We start from the raw sequence: 20,038 nt of genomic DNA, 5'->3' as shown, positions 1-20,038 counted from the left end.
GATACTTTCGCTTGTTCCGGCAGATCCCGAAGGGCCCGCCGGCGCGTCGCGCATCAAGCGCCCACACTTATCGGCTGTTAATTTTTAAAGATCGAGTACGCATTCACCACCGAACCCGCACCGCCAGTCGTCAACATCACAACCGCCCGGCACCGCTTCGTTCTGCGTCGCTGCATCAGCAGCAGAGAAACGAGATTATGGAGAACGACTGACACGTCGTCAACCCCCTTTTGTGAATTTTCTTTTGACCAGGCGCTGATCGACGCTAGAACACGCTATCCCTATATATAGGGGGAGCGGTGCATTCGTGATCCCGTCGTGTGAGGACAACCGAACTCCTCTATAGTGAGGAGCTTGAAAACAGCGAATGTGCACGCACCTAGATGCATCGGCCCAGCAACCGCTCCAAGCCCGACCGGCGGCCAAAGGACGAACCTGCGACAAACGCGCATGATGAAAAGATGTGCACACGATGAGCGCAAAGTCCTAAGCTCGGATATAATGCGAGCCGCGCGAATTTCGCACATTTCTATCGGCCCGCTTCGAGCGGGCTCATCTTTTTTGCTCCCCAGAGCACAGCCAAACAACCGCGTTGAGTCACTCAGGTGATGTTGAGCCATGCTCGAAACGCCTGACGGTCGCGTCTTGCGTCTCATAGCGAAGCCTCTAGAGGAGAATACGTGAACCCTTTTGATCGCGAAGATTCGCAACACGAAACCGCCGCCTACACCGCCAAAGCGCCCTCGGGCCGCACGGCCAAGGGCAAGGGCGCCGGTAAAGCGATCCCCGTGGCGGCCGAGTTGCCGCCGCAGCAAGCCGAAGAACGTCAGCGCCAGATGCGCGCACTGATCCAGTTGGGCAAGGAGCAAGGCTACCTGACCCACGCGCAGATCAACGACCACCTGCCCGACAACTTCGCGCAGACGGCCGCCATCGACAGCATTGTCAGCGCGTTCAACGACATGGGCGTGCAGGTCTACGAACAGGCGCCGGACGCGGAAACGCTGCTGCTCAACTCGAACGCCCCGGCCGTCGTGTCGGACGATCAGGCGGACGAGGAGACCGAAGTCGCCCTGTCCACCGTCGATTCCGAATTCGGCCGCACGACCGACCCGGTGCGTATGTACATGCGCGAGATGGGCGCGACCGAACTGCTGACGCGCGCCGGCGAAATCGCGATTGCGAAGCGCATCGAAGACGGCCTGCACGAAATGGTGCAGGCAATCGCCGCTTGCCCGCTCGCGATCTCGGCCATCCTGGCGAGCGCCCAGCAGGTTGCCGACGGCGAACTGCGCATCGACGAACTGGTCGACGGTCTGAATGAGGACACCCTCGCCGCCGAAGAAGATAGCACCAGCGCGGACGCATCCGCCGACGTCGACACGGACACGGATAGCGACGACGATGAAGACAGTGACGACGACGTCGGCCCCGCCGACTCCTCGGCAGCGGACGAAGCGCGCCTGAAGCAACTCACGAGCGACTGCCTCGAAATCTTCGCGCAAGTCGGCATGCTGTCCGACCAGATGAACGCATCGCACACGCGCGGCGACGTCACCTCGAAGGCGTACCAGCGCGCACGCGAAGAGATCCAGCAGCACCTCGCGAAGATCCGCTTCACGGCACGCACCATCGACCGCCTGTGCGGCGACGTGCAGCAACAGGTCGCACAAGTTCGCGCGATCGAGCGCAACATTCTGCAAATCGTCGTTTCGAAGAGCGGCATGCCGCGCGAGAAGTTCATCGAGTCGTTCGCCGGCCATGAAGCCGACCTCGGCTGGACGGAACGTGCGGCGCGCGGCGCGTCGTCGTACGGCGCGGCGCTGGAGCGCCATTTGCCGGCAATTCAGTCCGAACAGCAAAAGCTGATCGAAATCGAAGCAACGGTTTCGCTGCCGCTGAAGCATCTGAAAGAGATCAACCGCCAGATGGTCGCGGCCGAATCGAAGATGCGCAAGGCGAAGAGCGAGATGATCGAGGCGAATCTGCGTCTCGTGATTTCGATCGCGAAGAAGTACGTGAACCGCGGCATGCTGTTCCTCGATCTGATCCAGGAAGGCAACATCGGCCTGATGAAGGCGGTGGACAAGTTCGAATACCGTCGCGGCTGGAAGTTCTCCACGTACGCAACGTGGTGGGTTCGCCAGGCTGTGACGCGTTCGCTCGCCGACCAGGCTCGCACGATCCGCGTGCCGGTGCACATGATCGAAACGATCAACAAGCTGAACCGCATTTCGCGCGAAATCCTGCAGCAGACCGGTCAGGAAGCGCATCCGTCGGTGCTCGCGGAACGCATGGAACTCTCTGAAGAGAAGGTGCGCGGGATTCTGAAGATCGCCAAGCAGCCGGTGTCGATGGAAACGCCGGTCGGCGACGACGGCGACGCCACGCTCGGCGACATGATCGAAGATTCGGCAGCGTCCTCGCCGGCCGACGCCGCGATGCAAGCCGACTTGCGCGCCGCCATCGACGACGCGCTCGACTCGCTGTCGCCGCGCGAAGCGAAGGTGCTGCGTATGCGCTACGGCATCAACACGAAGTCGGACCACACGCTCGAAGAAGTCGGCAAGCAGTTCGACGTCACGCGTGAGCGGATTCGTCAGATCGAGAGCAAGGCCATGCGCAAGCTGATGCACCCGAGCCGCGCCGACCGCCTGAAGTCGTTCCTCGACCGCTAAGCCACCGCTAAATCAACCGGTAAGCCGTCAATAGCGCTTGCCGTGCGTCACGCACGGCAAGCGCTTTCTTTTTCCCGCGCGCTTTCACGCAAGCAGCGAAATGATCCCGCCGATCGTGATTCCGGCTGCCAGCCAACGTCCGGCCGTATAGAACGCGTTGTGCGCTTCCTGAGGCTGATCCGGACGCTCGAGTCCGAGCGTGCCGTACGCAAACGATTTGACCGCTGAGACGCCGGATGCCGGCGTGTCCTCACTTGCGGAATCGCTGACTGCGTCACCCTGACCCGTATTGTTATCCTGAGCCGCCGTTGCCGCGCCTTCCGCGGAGATATGGACGGCGTCGTCCTGCGTGGGCGTATCCACGGTCGATGTCTGTACGACAGCGTCGTCTGCTGCGGACGGCCCTTTGGTCGTCGTGCGATCCGGCCCCGGCAGTGTCGACGACAACGCACTGTCGATTTGCATAGCAACCTCCGCTGATTTTATTTCTGCTGCGTCGGCCGGCGTCCCACGCACAGCCGGTTAAAACTCCTATCGACCTCGATTCGCGGAAACTTGAGCACCGGTAAGAAAGGCTAAGGGCTACCTGCTCGATCGCCGCGCCACGCGTTGCCGATCGGGTGGTCGAACTCGCGCGGAGCCGCCGAAAAAACCAGCTCCAGTCCGCGCCCCTTTTTCCGGTAACGCCGCCCACAACTATCGATTGCCCACATGCCCCGTCGTACAGCCACGCGCGCGCAAAAACCCATCACCCGGCCAGCAGCAGCAACCACCCGCTAAGCGCTCCCGCGCCAACCACTCCCCGGCTAACAGGCATAGTCGTTGCGTGCTCCCCACGTACACTTTTTACGAGGAGCACATCATGACTACGCTCGATCCCCAAGTGCCGGCATCCGCCGATACGCAAGGGGCAACTATCGTTGGAGTCGGCGACGGTGACGGTCCCGGACCGGACGTCATGGCGGCAGCCACGCTCGACGGCAACAAGGTGATGTCGTCGGACGGCGAACATGTCGGCAAGATCTCCGACATCATGCTCGACGTGCGCGGCGGCCGGATCGCTTACGCGGTGTTGTCCACCGGCGGCTTTCTGGGTATCGGCGACACGCTTCACGCGATTCCGTGGAGCGCGCTCACGCTCGACACGGACGACAAATGCTTCGTGATCGATGCGAGCGCCGATCGGATCAAGAACGCACCGGGTTTCGATAAGGATCACTGGCCTTCCATGGCGGACATGCAATGGGGCACGGCCGTGCACGACTACTACAACCGTCAGCCGTATTGGTCGGTCATGCGCGATGGAGTGGAAGAGCGTCGATTGGACACCGACCTCTGATCGCCACACGGGTAGAGTCGATCTGCGCAAGCCGGCTTTTCAAAGGCAGGATAGCGCGCGAACTTGTCCACGGCATTTGTCCACAGAAACTGTTCAGAAGCCTGTGGACAACCTGCGCATGACTCACCCAACTCATTGAACGCGTTGGCTTTCACCGCCGCGCTCCGAATGAGTCGCGGGCCTAACGGCTTGCTGCAGACCGACGAGTGTTTCCTGCTTTACGGCAATACAAACGTTTTCACGAGCGTCAATTCACCGGCCTTGCGCATGGGCACGCGGATCGTTTCGCTCTTTTCGTTCGGCGTATTCTCATTCGTGATGATGGTCACTTGCGCGACGGTCATATCGGCGCCGCTGTTGCCGCTGCCGTAGTAATTCACATAGACCAGATACGTACCCTTCAACGGCGCCGCGGACGAATAAATCTCCGGCCCGTATCCCGTCGTCACGTCGACGTCGAGCGCGCCGCCGTTCGGCGCGACGCGCTCGCCGTACCAGGTGTGCGCGCCGTCGGGCGAGACGACGTGCAAATCCAGATCGGTGCCGTCGGTGTCCCACGCAAGCAGCACGCGCAGCTTCGGCTGGGTCTTGCCGCTGTAGGCGTCGTAGAACTGCACGCGCTTGCGACTGCCGTCCGGCGCGCGCAGTTCGACACTGTTGCTGCCAGCGGGAAACGCATAGGGACGCGAAAATTTGCCGTCCTCTTCCACGCGCTGCGGCAGCGGCGTGCCATCGACCACCAGCGTCCCCACCGAGGTGCCCTTCTTCTTCGGCGTGCTGCGGATCTGCCCTTCGATCAGCGCGGACCTGGACTGCCCTTCCGGTGTTGACACCGCCACCGCGGGGTAATGCACGTCCTGCGTATAGCGTTCGCTGTCGCCGCTCGTGTTGCGCCAGCCGTTCAACGGCGCGGCGAAATCGATATCGCTCGCGTGCGCCGCCGACGCTGCCAGCAAGCAGGCCAAACCCGCCGAACAGGCCATTGCGAGCCCGGCGCGGCTCGCCTTCATCCAACCCGTCGTCTCGACCTTCATCGTCACTGCTCCCATCCCGCTGTCAGAGTCGCTCGCTCTTCACGAGCATCAGGTCGCCGATCTTGCGCAGCGGCACGACCATCGTTTCACGCCGTTCGTTCGGCGTGTTTTCGTTGAACACCAGCGTCAACGTCGCCGTAATCACGTCGCGGTCGTGCGCGGCGGCGTCGAAGTTATAGCCGGTCGAATCGAAATTGCCCCAGTAATTCAGAAAGAACAGCCACGTGCCACGCTCGGGCGCCGCCGACGAAAAAATGCCCGGCCCCGCGCCGTCCACCGAATCGACATCGAAGCCGCTGCCGTCTTCGAGTGTCGGGTTGGCGAAGAAGGCATGCAGGCCGCCCGGCGTGATCACATGCAGATCGACCTGCGCGTGCGGATCGTCCCACGTGACCAGCGCACGCAGTTTCGCTTGCGGCTTGCTGCGGTCGGCTTCGTAGAATTGCATGCGCTGATGCTGTTTGCCATCGGCGGAAATCAGCTCGATGCTGTTCGAGCCCGCGCCGAACGCCCACGGCCGCGCAAACGCGCCTTCCTCGTCGGTATAAAGCGGCGTGGGGTTGCCGTTGACGACGAGCGTCGGCGGCTTACGCGCGTGTTTGTCGATGTGCTTCAGGCGCCCTTCGATCAGCGTGCGATAGCGCTGCGCGCCGCGATCGACCGGCGGTCGGGGGTAGGCCGCGACGAAATGCTCGCCCTCGTTGGTCAGTCCGCTGTGACGCCAGCCGCCGAACGCGCCGCTCAGGTCGGCAATCGCGCCGTCCGCGTCAGCGGCTTCGGCGTTCGGCGCACTCGTGCAGAGCGCAAGCGCAGCCACGGCCGCGGCCAACGTCACGACGGCGCGACCACGGAAATCACGCCGTGCAAACGGCCAACGCAACAAGGATATCGGCGAGCGCGAGACGGTATTCATTGGATCGGATTGTCGGTGCGAATCAGCGTGCGCGCGGTGCGTTCGACAAACGTCTCGTCGAGCCCACGCGGATGATGCTGAAACGCGAGGTGAATATATTCATGCGCCAACGCGATACGGTCCTCTTCAGTCTGCAGCCGATACACGTACACGCGATTGCGCTGCGCATCCGCATACGGCCGACCTTCGCGCACGGCGCACACCGCGGGCAGATCGGGCGTTTCGTAGCCCGCCGCGCCGTCCATGCGCCGCGCCCATATCGGCGCGTTGCGCTGCAGCCATGCCTGCGCGCCGGCCACTTCCACGCAATCGCCCGACAGCGGACTCTGAAACGAAGTCAGCGTCGCTTGCGGCCAGGTGCGCGCGAGAATGGCGTCGAACGTCAGGCCGGCCTGCGCCGACGCCTTCGCCGCCAGCCAGTTCATCTGTTCCGGCGCGGCCTTGTCGTGGTGGTACTGAACGGGCACGCCGGTCAGCACGAGCGCGTCGGTGAAATCAGCGGCACGGCGCGCGGCGGCTGTCGGCGCGCGCGGCAGAACGCGCTGCGTCTTGCTGCTGTCGTCGATACGGAAACAGCCGTGGTCGTGGCTGCCCTGCTGCACGACGTAAGTGCGCGCCGCGACCGCCAGCGCCTTCGCCGCTTCCACCTGGCTCGTGTCGCCTTCACGCTCGACCACGCGCGCCACATAGTCGTTCATGCCGAAGCGGCCGACCACTTGCGGCACACCGGCCGCATCGCGATCGAGCCGCAACTCGCCGCGGCTCGTCACCCGCGCCCAATTGCCGTTGACGAAGCCGACGCGGAAATCGCCGCGCAACGGACCCTCGGGCGCGGCGGCCGGTCCCTTGTCGCCGAGCACTTCGCGAATCGGATAGCGGCTGAAGAAATCGACCAGCACGCAAGCGCCGTCGTCCGGCACGGTGACTTGCGTAAGCAGCGGCGCAATGCGCGGCGGGGCGGCCGCCAGCACGCGCGCGCTGCCGCCCGGACCGCCGAGCCACACCGGCGTGCCATCCGCGAGCCAGCCGGCGGCGCCGCCGATCGAAGCGCCCGGACGCGCCGGATCCGGCATCGTCCAGGTCTTGGCGCGCAATACGCTGCCGTAAAGCGACACCGTGCCTTCACCGCGTCCGCTGGTCAGCACCGACACCAGCGTGCTCGCGGCCGCTTCGCGCGGCCGGGCGGGCATCGCCTGCAAAGCGGCGAGCAGTTCGGCCACCGGCACGCGCCGCGTGGGCGTCATGGCGCGCAGATCGCGCAGCCAGGCCGGCGCGTGAGCGGCTGTCCAGTACTTGCGCCAGTCGGCGGAATCGAGCTGCAGGCGCGCGGGCTCGAAAAAAAGTCCGCACGACTGCACCAGCGCATGCTCACGGTCGATATGACCGCCCGTCATGCAGCAATACACTTCTTCGGGATCGCCGCCGTGGCAGGCGTAATCCGGCGTGGCGATATTGCGGTCCACCACGTAGCCGTAGACGAATAGCTTCCAGACGCTGCCGAGCGGCGTCTTTAGCGTCGCGGGCAAGACACCCGCGGCCTGCGGCGAGAAGCCGAGCGCGGCGCCGTTGCCGTCGGCTTGCCAAAGCCTGCTCTGGCCGTCGCGCAACCACGCGAAGCGCAGCATCTGCGATGAAGATCGCGCTGACATTCCAGCGGAGGTTGCGGTGCTCATCCCGGTAGCGGCATCCGTTGCGTTCGCCAATGCGACTGAAGACGAAGCCACGGCATCCGCCGACACGCCCTGTCCAGCGCAACCGAGTCCCACGCCCACGGCGAGCGCGATCCGCAGCCTGGCTGCCAGACGATCGCGTAGAGGCCGAAGCGCGTGCAACATGGCGGTCTTGTCTCGCTTATTGAATGCGCAACGTCGTCACGCGATCGCTCTTGCCGCCTTCGAACGCCTTCGCGTCCGGCTGATACATGCGGAAGTAGCGCGCGGGCGGCAACGCGAACGTGCCCGGCAATGCGAAGCGCACCAGTTGCCGCAGTGTGACCGGTCGGTCGAGCAAGGGCACGGGCTGGTGATACGCCAGCTCGCCCATCTCGTACGACGCCACGCGCTGGAACGGCTGCGGACCGCTGGCGCCGTCCTTCGCGCCCGGCAGGCCGTCGATCGACACGCCCCAGCTCGTCGCCTCGACATCGCCGCCCGGCGGCAGCGGCACGTCGAGCAGGCCGTAGTGGTAGGCGTTCCCCGAGCGCGGCGTGAGCGTGACTTCGTCGACATAGAGCGCATTGCTATCGATCGCGTCGCCCTGCTTCACCACACGCGCGGTAAATGCGGAGCGGCCCAACTGACTCTCGCCGGCGGCGTCCTTTTTCTTCGGATCGACCGCGACTTCGACCGGTTCGAGCTTGTAGAAACGCCGCTCGACGGTGATGTTCAAGCGGCTGTCCTCGCTCGTGTGGCTGCGGAACGAGACAAGCGCGTTGACGTCGGTGCGCGCGGCGCCGGCGTCGAGCGTGGTCGGCTGCGCCGCGCCGGTCCACTTGTAAAGCGGCGTGCCGGTCGGCGTCGTGGCGCGGGTCCAGCCCGTGCCTTGCAGCGACGGCAACGACGCGGTGGTCGGGTCCGCGCCGAGCGACTTGCGCAGCCACAGCAGCGTCAAGGCGCGATCGAGCGTCGGATAGTCGGCGCTGCTTTTTGCCAGCAATGTCGGGGCATCGGCGCTCGCTCCGCCGTCGCCCGTCATTGCGATGAGGCTTTGCACCAACGGCGCGGGATCGTTCACGAGCGTGAGGCGCGCGGCGCTTGCCGCGGCGTCGAAGCCATCCGGCAACTGCGCGCTCGTGCTGCGCGCCATGCTCGCGATCAGCAGCGTCGCCATCTGCTTGCCGCGCGGTGAATCGGCCTGCGCGAACACGATGCTGTCCGACGCGCCGTACGTGCCGCTACGCGCGGGCACTTTAGCGGTGGCGGCCGCATCGCTCGTCAGATCCGCGGCCACGCCCGACACCGGCGTTGCGACCGGCAGGCCCATCTGCTGCATCAGCCACAAAGCCAGCGCGCGATGCAACAGCGGTTCTTTCGCGCCGGCGTCGCGATAGACGTCCATGGCGTGCTGCCAGTTGTCCGCGGGCAGGCTGATGCCGAGGCTGCGGCTCGCGAGCCAGTCCGCGTAATACGCGTAGGCCGTAATAAGCGCGCTGCCGCCGGTCGTATCGCCCCACCAGCCGAACGTGCCGCCGACGCCCGCGAGCATGGCCAACCGCTGCCGCTGATTACGCAATAGCGCTTCGAGTCCTTGCGTCGAGCTCGCATTGTCGCCATGGCCGATCGCATCGTGCGCGAGCGCCAGCGGAATCAGACGGCTCGACGTTTGCTCGGCGCAACCGTACGGGTAGTTGATCAGATCGTCGGCGACGCGCATGAACTGGCTCTGCGCGCTGCCGATGAAACGCACACTGACGTCCTGCGCATCTTGCGGCAGATTGAGCGGCTTGTTCGAGCCGTCGAGCGCCACCGTGTTCTGATGCAGATCGAGCCAGCCGCTCGCATCGAGATGAATCGCCGTCTGCAGACGATCGACGTCTTTACCCGCGCTGCGCAGCGACGCGTTGATCACGCCGTCCTTCAGCGCGCCGCTCGGCAAACGCAGATAGTTCGCGCCGCGCTTGAGCGTGACCTTCTGATTGAGCGACAACCCGCCGCCGTCCACCACCCACTGCGCGTCCATTTCCGCGTCGGTCTGATTGAAGGCGATCATGTCGATGGCAGGCTGATCGTTCACGCGGAAGTGCGACGGGCCGCTCCACTTCAGATACAGCGCCTTGTCCGAGCGCACGTAAGCAGTGCGCTGACCGACCATGCCATCCGGCGCCGCCGCGCGCACCGTAATGCGCCAGCGCGCCAGCGAATCCGGCATCTTGAACGTCATGGTGGCATGGCCGCTCGCGTCGGTCTTGAGGTTGCCTTCCCACGCGGCCGTGTCCTGATCGTCGCGACGCGGCCGTTCGAGCACCTTCACGCCGCGCTCGTTGTAGTTGGCGCGCTGCGGTCCGCCGGGCGCGCCCTTCAGCGGCGAGCGCGCGAGGTCGTAGGTGATGAACGACAGGCTCGACGAAGTCCGCACGTTATTGCGGCGCGGGTGATAGAAGAAGTCGACGATATTCGGCGCGATTTCCGGCTGCAGCACGTAGACCATTTCATCGACCACGCTCACCGTCAGGTTCGCCGCTTCCGGCTTGCCGTTCAACGTGCTGTCGAAATTCAGCGTGACCGTGTCGCCCGGCCCGTACACCGGCTTGTCGCTCTTCACGTTCAGTTCGATCTGCGGCTGCGCGACCACGATGCCCGCGTTCTGGAACACGTATTCGCCGGCGTGCACGTACAGCACCGAGAACGTCATGTTCGGCGCGAAGTCAGCGCCGACCTTGATGCGCGCTTTCCATTGCGACGGCGCCACGCGTTGCAACTGCAACCAGTCGCCGCCCGCCGTAAGCAACGCGCGACGTTCGACGTTATCCCGTTCGAGTGTGAGCAGCGCGTCGTCGACCGGCATCGGGAACGTGATCAACGCTTCAGCGGTATCGCCGATCTTGTACTTGTCGCGATCGAACACGATCTCGACGCTGCCCGGAATCGCCTTGAGGCCGTCGCCCGCGACCCAGTGGCTGGTGGCGGCGAGCAGGTTGCCCAAGTCGTCCTTGACCGACAACATGTACGAACCCGGCTCATCGAACTGCACCGGGAACGACAGCTTGCCGCCCGCGCTCGCGCCCTTCAGCGCGCCTTCGCCATGCGTTTGCGATTCGAGGCGCGTCCATTCGTATTTCGATGGCGCATGCGAAGCCGGATCGATCGCGCCGAGCGCCTGTAAATCGAAGCTGACCGCTTCCTTCGGTTGCGAGAACGACTTGGCCGTGGTCAACCGATACGGCGTCGCGCCGCGCGCGATCAGCACTTCGCGCGTCACGCGCACCTTGTACGCCGCGCCGTCCTGCGCGAACAGCGTCAACGCGTAGCGGCTCGGTTCCTTCGCGGCAGGCAGCGTGAGGCTCGCGTTGCCGTCGCTATCCGTCTTCAGTTCCTGCTGTTCGAGCTTGACCGGAAACAGCCCCGCATAACGCAATTCACCGTCGACGATCGTCACTTTCTGCGCGCGCAACGTGACCGAAATCTTGCTGTCACGCACCGGCTTGCCGTCCGGATAGCGCAACTGGATCTTGCCCTTCAGCGCCTCGCCGGTCGCGTAGTCGGCTTTATCCATCGACAGGTTCACGTCGAAGTGCGGCTTCACATATTCGGCGACGCGAAACGCGCTGCCATACACGTCGCCGTTGTAATCGAAGCGCAGCGTGTAGCCGCCGGCGGTGGCATCGGCGGGCAAGGTAAACGCAGTATCCGCACCGGTGTCGGAGGCGAAATGCACTTTGCTGGTCGCGACCGGCGCGCCGTTCGGATCGAGCACGTCGAGCTTGATATCGGCCTCGGCCGGCGCCGACGATTGCGTCGCGTTCTGGAACGTGCGGCCGATAAACTTCACATGCACCGGATCGCCCGGCCGGTACATCGGCCGGTCGGTCACTGCGTAGATCTTCGTGTTGTAGATCTCGCTGTCGTAATAGAAATTCTCGGAGACGAACACGCCGCCCTGCGGATCGGCGCCGAGCACATAGCTGTGCTCGGGGCTCACGTGTTGCAGCACCAGCGCGCCGTCGCCGCCAGTCGTGCCGCTTTGCAGAACGCCCACGCCGTCGGTCCAGTTCACTTCCGTATTCGCCACCGGCTTGCCGTTATCGCGCCGCGTGGTCCATACCAGCATGCCGCTCGACGCCGCCTTCACGACCGCCACCGTGTCCGACACGAACAGCAGCGTATGCGCGCGATAGTTGCCGATCACCGCCTCGACGATATACAGCCCCGGCGGCAGCTTGCCGACCGGAATCATCACGTTGCCTGAGCTGGCTTCGATAAAGTTACTGCTGCTGCCCGCGAGATTCACGCCCTTGGGCGGCTCGATCACTTTCGCGTCCCAGATCGGATAGCGAAAACGCGCGACCATGTCGTAGCCTTTGAGCGGCGCGAATTGCGAGTTCGGCTCGAACTGCGTCGGCTTGCCGGTCTGCTCGCCGAGCTTGAACTGCGGCGCGGCTTCAGTCGCCTTGCTGCGAGTCGCGAAGGACAACACGCGCTGCCACGCGCGGCGCGCTTCGGTGAACCAGCGGTCCCACAGATACGCGAGCGTATTCGCGAGCCCTTCGCCCTGATAATTCGGTGCGACATTCAGCCGATGCAGATTCTTTTGCGCCTTCAGAAAGTCCAGCGGCCTGGGCACGCGATACACGACGATGTCCGCGCCGCCATAAGCCTGCAACGCGTCCTTGAAATCGCGGCCCGGCGCTTCGAGCCGCACCTGCGCCAGTTGATCGCTGCCGAAGCTCGCGTCCGAAAGCAGGAAGAACGGTTGACCGTCCACTTTCTGCGAGCTGAAGTTGCTAGTGGGCGCCGTCTGCAGCGTCGGATTGCCGGCGATGTTGGCATCGGCGGCGACAGCGGCGCTCGCCGCGTCGTCGTCCGCATAGGCGGCTGGTGCGACGGCGAGCGTCATCACCGCGAACAAGACTGGCAGCAGCGCCGCGAACGTGCATGCTGCGCGACGGTGCGCCCTGCCCAACCAACCGCTCGATCGTGTGACGGAAATCATTCGGGTCATGGTGTCAGAAAGTCCAAACGAAACACGCCGACGAAATTCGGATTGCCGTCGAGCGGCTGCCAGCGGGAATCTTTCCATTGCATCAGGTCGGAAACGGCGACGGCGCGCAGACCGGTATCGGTCGGCGTGACGGTGCCTGTGTGATAAGCGATGTAGCGATCCAGCCAGATCATCAGATGCTGGTCGTCGCCCTGGTCGAAGAACAGGAGATCACCGGGCAGCGCCTGGTTCACGTCCTTCGAAACAAAACGGCTGTTGCGTTGAATCAGCGCGATCGCCGATGCGTACGCGCCGGTGGAACCGTCGAGTTCGGTCCAGCGGTTGGCGATCGTGCGCTGCGACGCCGACAATTGCAGTTCGGGCGGCATGCTGCTCGTATCCGCGAGACCGGTCATGCCGTTGGCGCGCAGCCATCGGGTGTCGTGCGGACGGAGCGTCTCGCCGACCGCGAAGCGCACGAGGCCCGCGCAATCGCGTTGGGTCCAGCGCGGCGTCGGTCCGCGCCGCATCTGCTGATCGACGATGCGCGCGAACCACGCGCGAAATGCCGCGGATTGCTGTGGTGAGAGTGCGTCGGGGTCGGCGGATGCGGTGGTGCTGGTGAGCGCGTGCGCGTAGGGCGCGAATGTCGCGATGGCGAACGCGGCAGCCGTGCTCGCGAGCCACGCTCGGCGCGATGTGAGGGCGGCATGCGCAGGCTGCGCAATGGCCACGCGCCGCGCCACGCGCTCAGGCGCGTGCGCCGCCACTACCGCGTCGGATACGCGAAGGCGGCGCACTCAGTCGCCCTCGGTGCCGGGCTGATCCGCAGACGTATCCGCCGCGCTCGTATTCGAACCCGCATCTGCTTTCGCGCGGTCGAACCACCACTCCACCGGCACCCAGCCCGTCGAGCCCGGCAGATTCTGCGGCAGCGTCAACGAAACTGGCGGGTAGTGAGCGAGCGCGTGCAGCTTCGGCATGAGATGCGTGCGCGACGCATTGCGGAACACCGCTTCCTGATCCGCCGGCAAGGCCGCGCCGGCCTCGCGTTCGATCAGCGCGGCTGCCGACGACGGCGCGAGCGTCAGAATCGTGCGTGGCAGACGTTGCGGCGCGAGCGTATCGGCGAGCGCCGGGTAGCGCTTGTCGAGCACCGCGAGCGTGTCGTCGACGAGGCGGCCGTCCGGCGAGAAAATCAGATAGCCGTGTGCGAGTGCGAGCGTGACCGGGAAATAACGTTCCGCGGACAACTGCGACGCGAACGACGCCTTGCTGCTCACCGCCGTGCCCGACCGCGCGCTCACCGGACGCTGCCACACGGTGACGTCCGCGCCCTGATCGCGCGTGGTGACCGGCAAGCGGCGATAGCCCGAGTCGGCGCCGTCGGCTTTGGCGGCCTTCGCTTCATAAGCGCCGATCACATCGCCGAAAGTCTTGCCGAGCGCAGTCTTCAATGCGGCGATGCCGGCCGCGTCCTGCTGCTTCACGCGCGCGACGAACACCGGCGCGACCAGCGTGGACTTTGCATACCAGCACACCGCTGCGGGGCCGGTGAGCTGATCGCCGATCGCAGCTGCGTTGTCCGCGCCGCCGCCGGCCACTTTGCCCAACAGACCCGAGGCCTCTTTCCAGTCCGCCGGCAAGCTCGTGCAGGCCGCCGCATTGGCCGGCAACGCGCGCCACAGGTCGGCGCCGTTCCACTGCTGCGGCAACTTGCCCGGATCGATCAGCGCCGAGGTCTGCCAGTTCGCCGCGGCGTTGCCGTTGCCGTTCGGGGAGAAGTCGAAACGCAGCGCGTCGATACCGGAGAAGAACGCCTGATAACCGAACGACAGGTAATTCGCCGACACCACCAGCCGATGGCCCTTCGGCGCGTCGCCGGACACATCGAGCCGATACGCATGCGCGGCATCGTCGCGGCCTGACGACAGCATCTCGGACACGGCGTCGGCCCGCTCGGTCAGCAAGCCGCCCTTGCCGTCGAGCAGTACGCCGGGCGTGGACAGCACCACCAGCCGATCGTCTTTAGTGGCGAACAGCAGCGTGCGGCCGACCGCCAGCTTCAATGCGTAGACCGGCACGTCGCCGGAAAGCTTGGCCACCTGGCTCAGTTGCGCGTCGCTCGTGGCGACGTTGCCCACGCCTTGCAGCAGCTTGGCGAGGCCGTTGCGATGCATCGACATCGCCCAGTAGCCGAGGCGGCCGTCGGGCGAGCGCCACAGCAGCACGTGCGCCGGTTCGTCGAAGACGCGGCGGATCAATTCGTCGCGCCAGTCGAGTTGATGTTCGAACGCGAGACGCCGCAGCGCGCCTTCGGCCGACAGGCGCGTATTGCTCGATTCGTAATAGTCGACGAAGTCTTGCGTCAGCACGTCGTGCAGCAGCGGCACGCGCAGGATGTCGCGCGGCAAACGCGACAGCGCTTCGCTGTCGATTACCGCGTCAGGGTGATGAATATCGAGGACGACTTCGCTGTTCTCGGCGACTTTGCGATGACCAAAAGGACGCCACACCGCCTGAATGATCACGCCGGCCACGACCAGAAGACCGGCTACCAGGATTGCAATCTTTTTGCGCGACATCTTCATCTGATTTCTTCTGGTTCGATGCGACGGTATTAACGCGGATGCCCGGTGGATTATGCCAGCGGGATCAATCTCCGAAGGCAGCGATGATAACCGATATTTTTAACCGAAAACCAACGACGCTTCCTATTTAACAGTGGGACTTTGCTTGAGGAGTTTGACAAAAATCGGACACATGCCTGATTAAGGGAATAGGAAACGCTTCCATTGGATGCGGCGATTCGATTCGTTTAAATGGCGCGAGCCAGTGCCGCGCCTATAGGCCGGAACACGCGGGGCGTGGCCTCGACGCTTGGGTACGACGCCCGTCGGCTTGCATGGCATTACTCGTCCGGAGCTATTATGCTAAATCCGCTTGATTTAGCGTGCGCGTAAAAAAACCCGGCTGCACGCAATGTGCGCCGGGTTATTTCAGGCATCGCGATTACTGCTTTGACGCGAGCACCACCTTAGCCGCCGTCAAAAATGCTCAAGCGTCTGCTTCATTCTCCGCACGCCCGTTTCGATATCCGACACACCGGGCGCGGCAAACGACAAACGTAGTGCCGACGAATCGATATTATCTTTATAGAACGCGACACCCGGCACAAACATCACATTGCGCTCGATACAGGCGCGCAGATAATCGGACGCATTCTGACCGGCCTTCAATCGCGCCCATACGAACATGCCGCCAGCAGGACGATGAAATGCGAGCTGCTCCGCCAGTTGCGCGTCGAGCGCATCGCAGAGCGTGCGGCATTTCACAGCGTAGGCGTCGACGATCCGCGGCAAATGCTGCTCCAGCGCACCGCTCGCGAGATACTCCGCGGCGATCGCCTGGGTCCACGGCGAGCTGCACAGATCGACGGTCTGCTTGGCGACCACGCAGCGTCGCAGAATCTCCGCGTGCGCGAGCATCCAGCCCACGCGCAAGCCCGGCGCGACGATCTTCGAGAGACTCGAGAAATGCACGACCCAATCGCGCGACCCCGGCACCTGTTCGCTCAGGGCGAGCAGCGAAGGCAACGCCGCGCCAGTGAAGCGCAGATCGCCGTAGGGATCGTCTTCGACGATCAGAAAGCGGTGACGCGCCGCCAGCTTCAGCAACGCCGTGCGGCGTTCGAGCGACAAGGTCGCTCCAGTGGGATTCGCGAACGTGGGCACCGTGTACAACAGCTTCGGCGGCCGGCGCAGCGTGCCCGAGTCGAGCAGCGCGGCGAGCGCACCGATATCGAGGCCGTTCTGATCACGTCGGCCTCTTGCAGCTTGAGCGCCTGCAAGGTCGCGGGATAAGCGGGCTGCTCGACCAGCACCACATCGCCGGGCGCGACCATCACGCGCAGCAGCAGATCGAAGCCTTGCTGCGAGCCGGTCGTCACCAGCACGTCCTGCGGCGTGCAAGACACGCCGCGGCGCGCCGTCAGGTGCGCGAGTTGTTCTTTGAGGACAGGCAGGCCGTCGGTCGGGCCGTATTGCAGGCAGAGCGTGGTGTGTTGCGAAGCGCGCGACGCAGCGGCATCGAGCCCGTCACGATCGAACAGGTCGCTCGCCGGATAGCCGCCGGCAAACGAGATCATGCCGGGTTGCGCCAGATACTTGAACAGTTCGCGGATCGGCGAACCGGTCGGCGCTTCGAATGCGGGATTGAACGTGAACATGGTGACGGGCCGCTTCTCAGGAAGAAAGATCGTCGCCGATTGTGACCATTGCCGAGGCGGGCGGCAAACGCTATCTACGCACTACGTATTGCGTTTTCCGCATCACCCCGATGCACGCGGCTACACCACGTTCTTCTCCACGATGGGCCGGTTTTCCAGCACACGCGTGAAGCTCAGCGAGCCCAGATCGAGCGTCGTATAGCGGCCGTGCAGAATCAGTTCGCTGATGCCGCGCCCCGTGGCCGGACCTTGCTGCAAACCGTGACCGCTAAAACCGTTGGCGAAAATGCAGTTATCGACATCGGGGTGATAGCCGATGATCGCGTTCTGATCGAGCACGTTGTATTCGTAGTAGCCGGACCAGCAATTCTGCACGCGCAGCGCTTCGAATTGCGGCACGCGATGCGCGAGCGTCGGCCAGATCACGTCGTCGAAGAGTGCGTGATCGACTTCGTCGAGCGGCAGATCGTCGGGGTCGTTATCCGCCGACGGCGACGTGCCGCAGATAAACGATTTTCCTTCGGGACGGAAGTATACGCCGCTCGGATCGATCAGCAACGGACACCGTTCGAGCTGCCCCGGCGAGCTAACGTTGAAAATACTGCGGCGCCGCGCGTAGACCGGAATGTCGATGCCGACCATCTGCGCGACTTTGCGCGACCATGCGCCGGCTGCATTGACCATTACGTCGCAAGCGTAGGTCTCGCCGCTCGCGGTCTGCACTTGCGTGACGCGTTTGCCGTCGCGGTGAATGGCGGTGACATCGGCGGCGATGTAGCGCGCGCCGAGCGACTGCGCCTTCTTGCGTAGCGCCTGCACGAGTCCATAGCCGTCGAACCAGCCCTCGCCGCTTTCACCGTATGCGCCGGCCACGAGGTCTTCTGTGTTGAGCCAGGGAAAGCGCGCTTGCAATGCGTGCTGGTCGAGCAGGCTGATGTCGGCGCCAAGACTCGTTTGCAGCGCGTGATTCTCGCGCAGCGTGGTCTCGCCGGCCGGTGTTGCGAGAAACAGATAACCGCCTTCGTGCAGATCGATCGACGGCTTCGCGCCATCGACCTCGAGCCGTTCGCCGATCGAGCGCAAAAACTCGATGCCGTATAGCGACATCTGAATGGAAAGCGGTGTGGAGAATTGCTGACGGATCGACGCCGCCGATAACGCCGACGACGAGCGCGCATAAGTCGGATCGCGTTCGATCACAGTCACGCCGACTGTCGGATCGGACAGTCGCAAGAAATACGCAATCGAGCTGCCGATCACCCCACCGCCGACGATCACGACTTTGGAACTCACGTCTTACTCCACGAGTAGCGTGGCCGCTCGCAAACGCCGGCGGCGCAAACGGATTGCTGAAGAGGTTCTGTCAATTAGCAACGGCGCAGGAATGCGCCGTTGCTTTGCACCGGTCAAGCGAGCGGTATCAGCCGATATTGAAGTCGATACCCTGCGCGAGCGGCAACGCCGACGAGTAGTTGACCGTATTGGTGGCGCGGCGCATATAGGCCTTCCACGCATCCGAACCCGACTCGCGGCCGCCGCCGGTTTCCTTCTCGCCACCGAACGCGCCGCCGATTTCCGCGCCGCTCGGTCCGATGTTGACGTTCGCGATGCCGCAGTCGCTGCCCGAGTCGGACAGGAAGCGTTCCGCTTCGCGAAGATCGGTAGTGAATACGCACGACGACAGGCCGTGCACCGCCGCGTTGTTCGCCTCGACTGCGTCGGCGAAATCGCTGTAGCGCAACACGTAGAGAATCGGCGCGAAGGTCTCCTTCAATACCACCGACGTTTGCGACGGCATTTCAACGATAGCCGGACGCACGTAATAGCCGTTTTCATAGCCCTTCACGTCGACGCGCTCGCCGCCGAACACCTTGCCACCTTCGGCCGTGGCCTGCTGCAGTGCTTCCTGCATGCGGCCATACGATTGCTTGTCGATCAGCGGACCCATCAGCGTGCCCTTTTGGAGCGGATTGCCGATCGGCACCTTGCTGTACAACTGCTTCAAACGCTCGATGGTTTTGTCATACACGCTCTCGTGCACGAACAAACGGCGCAACGACGTGCAACGCTGACCCGCCGTGCCCACCGCCGAAAACAGAATGCCGCGCATGGCGAGTTCGTGATCTGCCGTTTGCGTGACGATGCCCGCATTGTTGCCGCCGAGTTCGAGCAGCGAGCGGCCGAAGCGCTTCGCCACTTCCACGCCGACCGTGCGGCCCATTTCCGTGCTGCCCGTCGCGCTGACAATCGACGCGCGCGGATCGGCCACGAGCTTCGCGCCCACGTCGCGGCCGCCGTTGATCAAGGCGGTGAGGCCGGCCGGCGCATCGCCGAACTCTTGCCGCGCTTCGCTGAGAATCTGATTGACGGCGAGCGCGGTGAGCGGCGTCTTTTCCGACGGCTTCCAGATCACCGCATTGCCGCAGACCAGCGCGAGTGCCGCATTCCACGACCACACCGCAGCCGGAAAATTGAACGCCGAGATCACGACGCAGGTGCCCATGGGATGCCACGTCTCCGCCATGCGATGCCCCGGACGCTCCGAGGCGATCGTCAGGCCGTACAGCTGGCGCGACAGACCGACCGCGAAATCGCAGATGTCGATCATTTCCTGCACTTCGCCCAAGCCTTCCTGAAGAATCTTGCCGGTCTCGAGCGTGATGATGCTGCCGAGCGCCTGCTTCTTTTCACGCAGACGGTTGCCGAGCAGACGCACCAGTTCGCCGCGCCGCGGCGCCGGCACGTTACGCCAGGCGGTGTACGCCTCTTTCGCCTGGGCAAGGGCCGTGTCGACTTCCGTCACCGTGTTGCTGGCCACACGGCCGATGAGTTCGCCGGTGATAGGCGAATGAACCGCGATGTCGCCGGCTTGCGCCGCGTGGGCGATGCCGAGGTCGGCGAGGATGGTGGAAGCGTCCATGAAAATCCCTTTAATTTCCGATGCGAAACAAGAGTAAGTTCGGAAACTATACACGCGGGCTTTTATGGCGGCAAGGGTATTTGCCCGGAGCGGGCCGGGGCAAAGGCCGCAAAGTCTTGCTGTGTCTATGCAAGTCGGTCCGCCGAATCAATTGTTTCGCGTTTTAGCGGACCGAGGCATCAACTCACGCCCGCACATTGGCCCTGGCCCATTAGTTTCTTATTGGAAATACATGGCGCCACCAGAAAGGGCACCCGGAACGACATCTGGCCCGGCAGCTTGATCGTTAC

General features: G+C 64.0%; 12 protein-coding genes and 1 pseudogene. 3 read left to right on the top strand and 10 right to left on the bottom strand.

All coding sequences use genetic code 11. The features are described from left to right. Nucleotides 1–212, top strand: a 212-nt coding sequence (locus tag B0G73_RS40925) for a hypothetical protein (protein WP_219907278.1), incomplete at its 5' end; no start/stop codon positions are given. A gap of 468 nt (nt 213–680) precedes the next feature. Beyond that, complete coding sequence (gene rpoD, locus B0G73_RS18585) at nt 681–2,678, top strand: RNA polymerase sigma factor RpoD (RefSeq protein ID WP_106282769.1); 1,998 nt, start codon at nt 681–683, stop codon at nt 2,676–2,678. A gap of 84 nt (nt 2,679–2,762) precedes the next feature. Here rpoD and B0G73_RS18580 read toward each other — a convergent pair whose 3' ends face one another. Next, on the bottom strand, nt 2,763–3,143 hold the full coding sequence (locus B0G73_RS18580; RefSeq protein WP_106282768.1) for a hypothetical protein: 381 nt from the start codon (nt 3,141–3,143) through the stop codon (nt 2,763–2,765). A gap of 397 nt (nt 3,144–3,540) precedes the next feature. On the opposite strand from B0G73_RS18580, the gene B0G73_RS18575 reads away from it, so the two are divergent. Then, nucleotides 3,541–4,017, top strand: a complete 477-nt coding sequence (locus B0G73_RS18575; protein WP_106282767.1) for a PRC-barrel domain-containing protein — start codon at nt 3,541–3,543, stop codon at nt 4,015–4,017. A gap of 218 nt (nt 4,018–4,235) precedes the next feature. Here B0G73_RS18575 and B0G73_RS18570 read toward each other — a convergent pair whose 3' ends face one another. The 9 genes and pseudogenes from B0G73_RS18570 to B0G73_RS18530 form a co-directional block, all read right to left on the bottom strand. Then, complete coding sequence (locus tag B0G73_RS18570; protein ID WP_106282766.1) at nt 4,236–5,051, bottom strand: YfaP family protein; 816 nt, start codon at nt 5,049–5,051, stop codon at nt 4,236–4,238. Between the two features lie 22 nt (nt 5,052–5,073). After that, on the bottom strand, nt 5,074–5,880 hold the full coding sequence (locus tag B0G73_RS18565) for a YfaP family protein (protein ID WP_374957017.1): 807 nt from the start codon (nt 5,878–5,880) through the stop codon (nt 5,074–5,076). Nucleotides 5,881–5,960: 80 nt separating this feature from the next. Then, the gene (locus tag B0G73_RS18560; protein ID WP_374957016.1) at nt 5,961–7,637 is read right to left on the bottom strand and encodes a DUF2300 domain-containing protein; all 1,677 of its coding nucleotides are present in this window, start codon (nt 7,635–7,637) and stop codon (nt 5,961–5,963) included. Between the two features lie 178 nt (nt 7,638–7,815). After that, nucleotides 7,816–12,621, bottom strand: coding sequence for an alpha-2-macroglobulin (locus B0G73_RS18555; protein ID WP_106282764.1), 4,806 nt, complete (start codon nt 12,619–12,621; stop codon nt 7,816–7,818). Then, nucleotides 12,618–13,346 carry a DUF1175 domain-containing protein gene (locus tag B0G73_RS18550; RefSeq protein ID WP_374957015.1) on the bottom strand — a complete coding sequence of 243 codons (729 nt, stop codon included), beginning with the start codon at nt 13,344–13,346 and terminating at the stop codon, nt 12,618–12,620. Before B0G73_RS18550 ends, B0G73_RS18555 begins: the two co-directional genes overlap by 4 nt. 54 nt (nt 13,347–13,400) lie before the next feature. After that, nucleotides 13,401–15,191 carry a DUF2138 domain-containing protein gene (locus tag B0G73_RS18545; protein WP_106282763.1) on the bottom strand — a complete coding sequence of 597 codons (1,791 nt, stop codon included), beginning with the start codon at nt 15,189–15,191 and terminating at the stop codon, nt 13,401–13,403. A 456-nt stretch (nt 15,192–15,647) separates the two neighbouring features. Further along, nucleotides 15,648–16,828: pseudogene (locus B0G73_RS18540) on the bottom strand (PLP-dependent aminotransferase family protein). 120 nt (nt 16,829–16,948) lie between these two features. Continuing rightward, on the bottom strand, nt 16,949–18,121 hold the full coding sequence (locus B0G73_RS18535) for an FAD-binding oxidoreductase (protein ID WP_106282762.1): 1,173 nt from the start codon (nt 18,119–18,121) through the stop codon (nt 16,949–16,951). Between the two features lie 127 nt (nt 18,122–18,248). Further along, nucleotides 18,249–19,748, bottom strand: a complete 1,500-nt coding sequence (locus tag B0G73_RS18530; protein ID WP_106282761.1) for an aldehyde dehydrogenase family protein — start codon at nt 19,746–19,748, stop codon at nt 18,249–18,251. Nucleotides 19,749–20,038: the final 290 nt, after the last annotated feature.

The organism is Paraburkholderia sp. BL25I1N1 (genome assembly GCF_003002025.1).
Taxonomy (GTDB): Bacteria; Pseudomonadota; Gammaproteobacteria; order Burkholderiales; family Burkholderiaceae; genus Paraburkholderia.
This window is presented reverse-complemented; position numbering and strand designations above follow the sequence as displayed.